Below are 8,572 nucleotides of genomic sequence, written 5' to 3' on the forward strand. Positions count from 1 at the left end.
CGCAAATTTATGGATAAAAGTGCGATAATTAATATATCAAATTTTATACGAGGTGTTCCAGATGAAAATCAATCAATTTAGTATTACTTCGACTACACCACAGGCACGGCGCCAAGAATTAATGCAGATTCACTTGCTTCGGAAAAACGAAGAACAAAATTTAACACCGAACGCAATGTTTGAAATCTTCTTAGCACGAATTCATATGGCAAGTGCCCAGCCGATCATCACTAAACAGTGGCTTCATGACCTATTAGCTACTCCTGACCTTGCTCTTGATGATTGGTTTGACCAGAATCAAATATTAACCGATGAAGTATTTTACCTCGTCGCTCTCCAACTACTCGATTTTGAGGCCGCAGTTGATTTTGATATTACAGATCCCCTTGCTACAGTTAAGAAAATTGGCTTGCCAGTCGAATCACATCAAAAATGGACAACCGCAAACGTTACCGATGCTTTTTACCTTCTTTTAAATACTCATAATAAAAATGGTCAATCGCTTATTGATCATTTAACGGCAGAGGGCTTTATGGCTTGGAGTTACCAGCTTCCAGCTGAACAAAAACCACTCTTTTTCAATGGAAAGCCGCTTGCTAGTTTTGACCCTGCTAAATTCATTCGTGAGGTTGTTTACATTGAGACCGATATGGATACTGATTTTGATGGTAAAGCAGATTTAGTTAAAGCGGAAATTATGCGGCCAATCGAATCGGACCATGGACTAAAAGTTCCCGTTGTCTTTACTGCTAGTCCTTATAATCAAGGAACAAACGATGAATGGGGCGAAAAAGCAACGCATAACGTCAATCTTCCTTTGAAACATAAGGATCCTGATTATCAGGCCCCGACTGAAGAAAAATTTCCGACTGACTTTTCACGCCAAAAAGTTACTGGCGAAAGTCGGCAAGCTACTGAGACATTTAGTACCACGCCAGCCTACACACTAAATAATTACCTCGCCGCCCGTGGTTATGCGGTTGTTTATTCAGCCGGAATTGGTACCAAAGATTCGGATGGTCTGCAAACGTGTGGTTCTCCAGAACAGACTGATGCGATGAAGGCTGTCATCGAGTGGCTTCATGGTGATCGGCAAGCCTTTACTGACCGTCATAGCGGTACCACAATCAAGGCGACCTGGTGTAATGGTAAAGTCGCAATGACAGGACGCTCATATCTCGGCACTCTAGCCACCGCTGTCGCAACCACTGGTGTACCTGGCCTCGAAGCAATTATTAGTGAAGCGGCCATTTCAAGTTGGTATGACTATTACCGGGAAAACGGCCTTGTCCGGGCACCCGGTGGCTTTCAAGGGGAGGACGCAGATGTTTTAGCTGACGAAACATTCAGTCGAACCAAACGTCCAGCAGACTACCGCCGAATTGAAAAAGTAAATGATAAATATATTGCTAAAATGCAAGGAGCAATGGATCGGACGTCTGGTAATTATAACGAGTTCTGGGACCACCGCAATTATCGGCATGATCTCGAAAACATCAAAGCTGCCGTGATGATGGTGCATGGCCTTAATGATACCAATGTCCGTCCTAGTAACGTTAAAGCACTTTATGACGGCACTCAAAGTTTGCCGATTACAAGCAAACTCATCCTTCACCAAGGACAACATATTTATATCAATGCCTTTCGTTCATTAGATTTCTCTGACATGGTTAATCTCTGGCTTGCTAATAAGCTCTGGGGTCAAAAAAATCATGCTGATGATACCCTGCCAAGTGTTCTTGTGCAAGACAATAGCACCCCCGAAACTTGGACCGCATATGATCAATGGACTGCAGGCGAACAAAAACAGTACCAATTTAACAACCATCGCCTAACGAATTTGCCCGGACTAGGAATCCAAAGCTTTAATGACCAACAACCAGAAGAGAAGTACCTTCAATGGTGTAAACAACCCCAAGCATGGGCAAAGGCACTCGTGAATGATAACGGTCAATTTAGTCGGCGCTTCGTAACTGCTGTATTTAATAATGATACGCTTCTCCGTGGAACTCCGACTGTCACATTAAAAGTAGCTTCTTCGAAAAATTATGGAATGATTAGTGCCCGGCTTGTTGACCTGGGCAGCAGCAAACGCCTTACAATGTCGCCTGTTCTGTTTAATCGTAATGGTCTTGAGCTAGGTTATCACTGGAAGACAGATGACCTTCGCGAATTTAAATTAGCAAAAGAAACAACTAATTATAAGGTAATCACAAGTGGACATATTAATTTGCAAAATCGAAACAATCCAGCACAGATTGACGAATTAGCCGCTAATCAATTTGTCACCGTTAAGTTTGATCTTCAACCAATTTTCCACCGAATTGTAGCTGGCCATCAATTAGGGATCATTATTTATAGCACTGATTACGAATACACGCTTCGTGGCAACGAACGGATTGAATATCAAATAGAGCTGAATGGCTGTCATCTTGACATTCCTGGCTTCAGCGTTTTAGCTTAAAAAGACAGCGTGTTAAAACTAGTTTTAGCAGAATTCAGCTAATTGCGGTAGAATAGTTAGTATTACCAATAAAAAGGAGAGATTCGAGAATGAAACAAGGCACTAAAATTATTACCCTTGATAACGGCTATCATCTGTGGACGAATACCCAAGGTGAAGGTGATATTCATTTATTAGCTTTGCATGGGGGGCCTGGTGGCAATCATGAATACTGGGAAGACGCTGCTGAACAATTAAAGAAGCAAGGTCTTAACGTTCAAGTAACAATGTATGATCAATTAGGTTCACTATATTCTGATCAACCAGATTTTTCTGACCCTGAGATTGCGAAGAAGTACCTTACTTACGAATATTTCCTTGATGAAGTAGATGAAGTACGAGAAAAGCTTGGCTTAGACAATTTCTATCTTATTGGTCAAAGTTGGGGTGGCCTTTTAGTTCAAGAATACGCTGTTAAGTATGGCCAACATCTTAAGGGCGCAATTATTTCTTCAATGGTTGACGAAATTGATGAATATGTCGACCGGGTTAATGAATTACGGGAAAAGACTCTTTCTCCAGAAGCAGTTGCCTTTATGAAAGAATGCGAAGCCAAGAACGATTACAGTAATCCTAAGTATCAAGAATACGTTCAAGTAATGAATGAACAATACGTTGACCGGAAGCAGCCATCCAAGCTTTATCATCTTAAAGACCTTGGCGGCACAGCGGTTTACAACGTCTTCCAAGGTGATAACGAATTTGTGATTACCGGTAAGCTTAAAGACTGGCATTTCCGTGACCAATTGAAGAATATTAAGGTGCCAACTTTAATTACATTTGGTGAACACGAAACGATGCCAATCGAAACTGCTAAGACAATGAATAGTCTCATTCCAAATTCACAGTTAGTTACTACTCCCGATGGTGGTCACCACCACATGGTAGACAACCCCAATGTTTATTACAAGCACCTCGCTGACTTCATTCGGAATGTTGAAAATAATACGTTTAATAATTAATAAAAAGACCGAGGAAACGTTTCTCGGTCTTTTTATTAATTATTCATGAATCATATTTTAAAAATATCTTAACTAGAACTAAAATATTAAATGAATATGGTACGATATTTATACGATAAATACGAAGGAATGATTAAAGCAAAAACTTAATACGGCTTCACTGATGTTGTTCGCTTAAGGTGTGGGACCTTTAAGCATTAGTTACTTTACTCAATTTATATATTTAAGGGGAAAAATGAAAGAAAATTATCAACTAACAACTGACGAAATAAAGAAAGAATACCAATTAACTGATTTTACTCACGGCCTATCAACCCAAGCTGTCGAAAAACGGCTTGCCGATGAAGGACGTAATATCATTGAAGTAAAACCAACGCCCAAGTGGAAACTATTCTTACGCCAGTTTAACAATATTGTTATCTACATTTTATTAGCCGCTACTTTACTGACCGTTTTAATTGGTCACTATACTGATGCGATTGTTATCGGGGCGGTTGTCATTCTAAACGCGCTCATTGGTTATTTCCAAGAATCAAGCGCAGCGAATGCCCTCGCCAAAATTAAAGAGATGATGGCGCAACATGCCACCGTCTACCGGGATGGTAAACGACAAGATATTGATGCCGCGGATCTTGTCCGTGGGGATGTTGTTTTCCTCGAAGCCGGTGATAATGTACCAGCTGACTTACGGATTGTCTCAGCTGATAACTTACGAATTGAAGAATCGGCTTTAACCGGTGAAACTAATTCGGTTATCAAAACTGATGAAGCAATTACCGACCAAGACGTTCCTCTCGCTGATCGTGTTGATATGGCATATGCTTCGACTTCAGTTACAAGCGGAAGTGGCCTAGGAGTCGTAGTCGCAACTGGTGAACAAACCGAAATTGGTAAGATTTCACAAGAAGTTGCGCAAATCAAGCCAAAGAAGACCCCATTAACTAAAGAAATTGACCATGTTGGAAAGGTCGTTTCTTACATTACAATTACTGCTTCAGTGATTGTTTTCGTTGTCGGTTTCTTCCTCGAAATTTACTCCTTGCCTGCCCTTGCGCTTGCAGTCGTGGCAATGTTGGTTGGTGCGATCCCAGAAGGTTTGCCTGCAATTACCTCTGTTATCTTAGCCTTTGGTATTAGCAAAATGGCCAAAGAGCATCAGACAATTATCAAATCAATGCCTGCTGTTGAAACATTAGGCTCGGTCGATGTTATTGCTACTGATAAAACAGGAACTCTTACCAAAAACGAAATGACCGCCATTGAGTTATGGGTCGGCGATAAACACTACACGGTTACCGGAACTGGTTATGCTCCTAATGGTGAGATTCTCTTAAATGGCAAACCAGCTCAACTGACAGATCAGCTCAAACTTTTCTTAGAGGCTGGATACCAAGCAAATGATACGGCTTTAACTGATGAAGACGGCACCTGGCATATTAATGGTGAACCAACTGATGGAGCTTTCTTAACTCTTTATCACAAAGCGTTTGGGGCTAAATATCAATCGCCATATAAAGCTGTTGACCTCCTTCCATTTGATTCTGATTACCGTTATATCGCTGAATTAACTCGTGATCCAGAAGATAAACAACAAGTAATCTTTGTTAAAGGATCTCCAGACAAGCTCTTCGAAATGGCCGCAAAAGAAGATCCACAATTTGATACTGCCAAGTGGCAACAACGGGTAGATGACTGGTCCAAAGCCGGAAAACGAGTTATTGCGGTTGGCTATCAACCTGTTAATGGCAAAAATCTAATAGAAGTCGAACATGACCACCTCTACAGGGGAATTCACTTACTTGGCTTAGCTGCTCTTCAAGACGCACCACGCGAAGAAGTGATTGTTGCGTTAAAGCAAATGAACCATGCTGGTGTTTCCGTTAAAATGATTACGGGGGATGACCCGCAAACCGCCCGTGCAATCGGTAAGCAACTAGGCTTATCGACGGGCCCGATCAACGCAATCACAGGTGCAGAATGGGATAAACTTTCTGCCAGTGAACGAGAAGAGGCCGCTTTAGATAACCAAGTCTTTGCGCGGACGACTCCACAAAACAAGCTTGAAATTATTGAAGCGCTCCAAAACCGGCAAAAGATCACCGCGATGGTTGGGGATGGAGTTAACGATGCACCCGCCTTAAAGAAAGCCGATATTGGGATTTCAATGGGGATCAAGGGAACGGACGTCGCTAAAGATGCTGCTGACATGATCTTAGGAAATGATAACTTTGCGGTAATGGCTGCTGTTATCAAAGAAGGTCGGCGAATTTACGACAATATCAAAAAGAGTATCTTATTCTTATTACCAACCTCCTTTGCTGAAGGATTGGTGGTCGCCTTCTCCATTCTTACTGGTCAGCAAGTTCCCCTCCAACCAGCTCAGCTATTGTGGATTAACTTAATCGCCGCAATCACTATCCAGTTTGCGTTCGTCTTTGAAAAAGCAGAAAAGGGCATCATGGATCGCAATCCGCGTCCTGTGACCCAACGATTAATGAATCGACATGATTTAATCCAGATGGGTTATGTCTCAGCCTTAATGGCGCTGTTCGCCTTAATTGGTTACGAATGGTTCATCAGTGCTGGGGCAGACGTTGTCAACGCTACAACAATGATGGTTAATACCATTGTTATTAGTAAGGCCTTCTACTTCTTCAGCATTCGAACTGAACGATATGGACTAAAAGAAGTTGGAAATATTGGTAAGAAAGCCTGGGGCGTTATTGGATTGATGATTCTTTTCCAATTGATCTTCACCTACGTTCCATTTATGCAGGCTGCCTTCCACGTGACCGGAATAAGTTTACTGGAATGGCTAGCAGTAATTGTCTTCTCTTGCTTAATCTTCTTATGTACTGAATCTGATAAAATGATTCGTTTCCGTCTAAATCGACGGTAAAATTAACGCCACTGAATGAGATTTTTCATCTTCTTCAGTGGCATTTTTTAATTCATAAGCTTTCGTAATGTTTTGACCAAATCCATGTAAGCGTATTCCGAAATCTGATATAATATACCTAACACATAGAAAAGGAGTCTTATCATGAAATATCAAGAAACCAAAGAAACACTTAATCAATTAGTTGCTGATCTGAGTCAAATGGCAATGATAATTCATCAAACTCACTGGTATATGCGTGGCACTAACTTTCTAAAGCTTCACCCATTAATGGACCAATTTATGGATGAAATCAACGATCAACTTGATGTAATATCTGAACGATTATTAACTCTCGACGGTGAACCTTATTCGACCCTTAAAGAAGTCGCAACCCATACGAAAATTAAAGACTGGCCAGGAAACTTTGATAAAACAACGGCAGAACGGCTTGCGCATTTAGTCGCTGGTTATCGTTATCTTGAGGACCTTTATCAGCATGGAATTGAAGTGACTGACATTGAAAAAGATTATTCTACCCAAGATATCTTCATTGGATTTAAGACGGCAATTGAAAAGAAAATCTGGATGCTGCAAGCAGAATTAGATCAGGCACCAGAAATTGACAACTAATAATGAAATCGGCACCAAACTAATCGAGATTCGAACGTTTGGTGCCGATTTATTGTCTAAAAATTATTTTTTCTGATTATCTAGGAGTCCTTCTTTTTCATCTTTTAATCACAAGTCATCAAGCCATTCTACATGCTTTTCTTCATAACTACGATCTTTCTTGATAAAGAAGTATGCTGCCGCGGCAAGAATGGCGATGACAGTTCCTACAAGCAAGGTCTTAGCCGTAAAATTAGTAACCATGTAACAAGAAACTAACAATGCAAAAATGGGGATAAGATATTTCCTGGGTAATTTGAAACCATGTGTTGGATATTCGTTACTATGTTCAAATTTAATGACGGCAAGAATTGAGGGAACATATTGAATGAATGAAGCTAAGACTGTACAACTAACCAAGAAGAGATAACTCTGGGTAGCGAATAAAGCAGAAAGGATGGATGTTAATAAAATTCCGACTCATGGGGCATCATGCTTATTCTTCTTCCCAATAAACTTTGGCAACATGCCGTGCTCATTGGCCATTGAAGTAATTAACGATGGCGTGTTAAACGAAGATGAAAAGGCAACCCCAAAGATACTTACAAGCATCCCGAAAATAATAAAGGCATATCCCCACTTACCAATAGTGGTTCCGAGTCCTTTCGCAAGGGCACCTCCCAAAGCATTAGCCAGTGGTGTCGAGTAGCCGCCTAATTTAGTCCCGGAAAGTCCAACGGCAACGGTCATCATCAATGCATCCAAAATAGTTACACTAACCATGACTGCAATTAACACCCGAGGAATATTCTTTTCTGGATTCTTCATTTGCTTAGCAGCAATTGGTAAAAATGAAAAACCAGTAAAAAGATAAAAGATCGGGGTAAAGGCTTCACCAAAATGATGAATAAATGACATTGGTCCCTTTAAAGCTGCTTGGGGAATCGCTGGTGAGAAGTTAGCTTTATGGATGAAGAAGACCCCAACGACAATAAAGATGATCAGCGTAAGGATCTTCGCAGCCGCTGATACATTATTAACCAGTTTAACAAGGCCGTGGCCGAAGAAATTAATAACCGCAAAGAGCACAATTAAGCCAAAAGCAGCGGCTCCATAGATAAGCGGCCGATTAAAGATTGGCAAAAAGTTCTTGAGGGTAGTTAATAAGGCAACGATTTCCGCTGAATGGGTACAGCAGCCTAAGAACCAGGTAAAAATCCCCAACTCATAACCGGTAAATCGGCCAAATGCATGATAAGAATAAAGCCATGCTGCACCTGAGCCGGTAAAACGACTAGAAAGATCGGCATAACATAGGGCGATCAATGAAACGGTTATTGCTGTACATAGCAAAACTGCTACAGCCGATAAGTTCATGTACCGATAAATAACAGATGGCAGTAAAAATGTTCCTGAACCAATTACTCCATTAATTCCTAAAAAGTAAATCGAAATGAATGATAGCTTTTTAGGTACTGATTTTTGATTACTGATAATGACCACCCCACATAAAATTTATAATTCCATTTATATTGTAGTCTTTTCAATTGAACTACTCCCACTTAGCTAAACCTACGGTTTAATGCTTGAAGTGGGAGATTCTGGAAACATCGCATA

The 8,572-nt window shown here is 40.8% G+C and carries 4 protein-coding genes and 1 pseudogene; 4 read left to right on the plus strand and 1 reads right to left on the minus strand.

Features of this window, described 5'->3' with window-relative positions:
* Positions 1-61 precede the first annotated feature (61 nt).
* From AACL61_RS01680 to AACL61_RS01695, 4 genes are all read left to right on the plus strand, one after another.
* The gene (locus tag AACL61_RS01680) at positions 62-2,464 is read left to right on the plus strand and encodes a Xaa-Pro dipeptidyl-peptidase (protein WP_339110897.1); all 2,403 of its coding nucleotides are present in this window, start codon (positions 62-64) and stop codon (positions 2,462-2,464) included.
* Between the two features lie 89 nt (positions 2,465-2,553).
* The gene (locus tag AACL61_RS01685; RefSeq protein WP_078010028.1) at positions 2,554-3,465 is read left to right on the plus strand and encodes a proline-specific peptidase family protein; all 912 of its coding nucleotides are present in this window, start codon (positions 2,554-2,556) and stop codon (positions 3,463-3,465) included.
* A 235-nt stretch (positions 3,466-3,700) separates the two neighbouring features.
* Positions 3,701-6,364 carry an HAD-IC family P-type ATPase gene (locus tag AACL61_RS01690; protein WP_339110898.1) on the plus strand — a complete coding sequence of 888 codons (2,664 nt, stop codon included), beginning with the start codon at positions 3,701-3,703 and terminating at the stop codon, positions 6,362-6,364.
* 144 nt (positions 6,365-6,508) lie between these two features.
* The gene (locus AACL61_RS01695) at positions 6,509-6,976 is read left to right on the plus strand and encodes a Dps family protein (RefSeq protein WP_086142337.1); all 468 of its coding nucleotides are present in this window, start codon (positions 6,509-6,511) and stop codon (positions 6,974-6,976) included.
* 108 nt (positions 6,977-7,084) lie between these two features.
* Here AACL61_RS01695 and AACL61_RS01700 read toward each other — a convergent pair.
* A pseudogene (locus AACL61_RS01700) lies at positions 7,085-8,458 on the minus strand (APC family permease).
* Positions 8,459-8,572 lie beyond the last annotated feature (114 nt).

Source organism: Limosilactobacillus reuteri subsp. porcinus (assembly GCF_036621895.1).
GTDB lineage: Bacteria > Bacillota > Bacilli > Lactobacillales > Lactobacillaceae > Limosilactobacillus > Limosilactobacillus reuteri_J.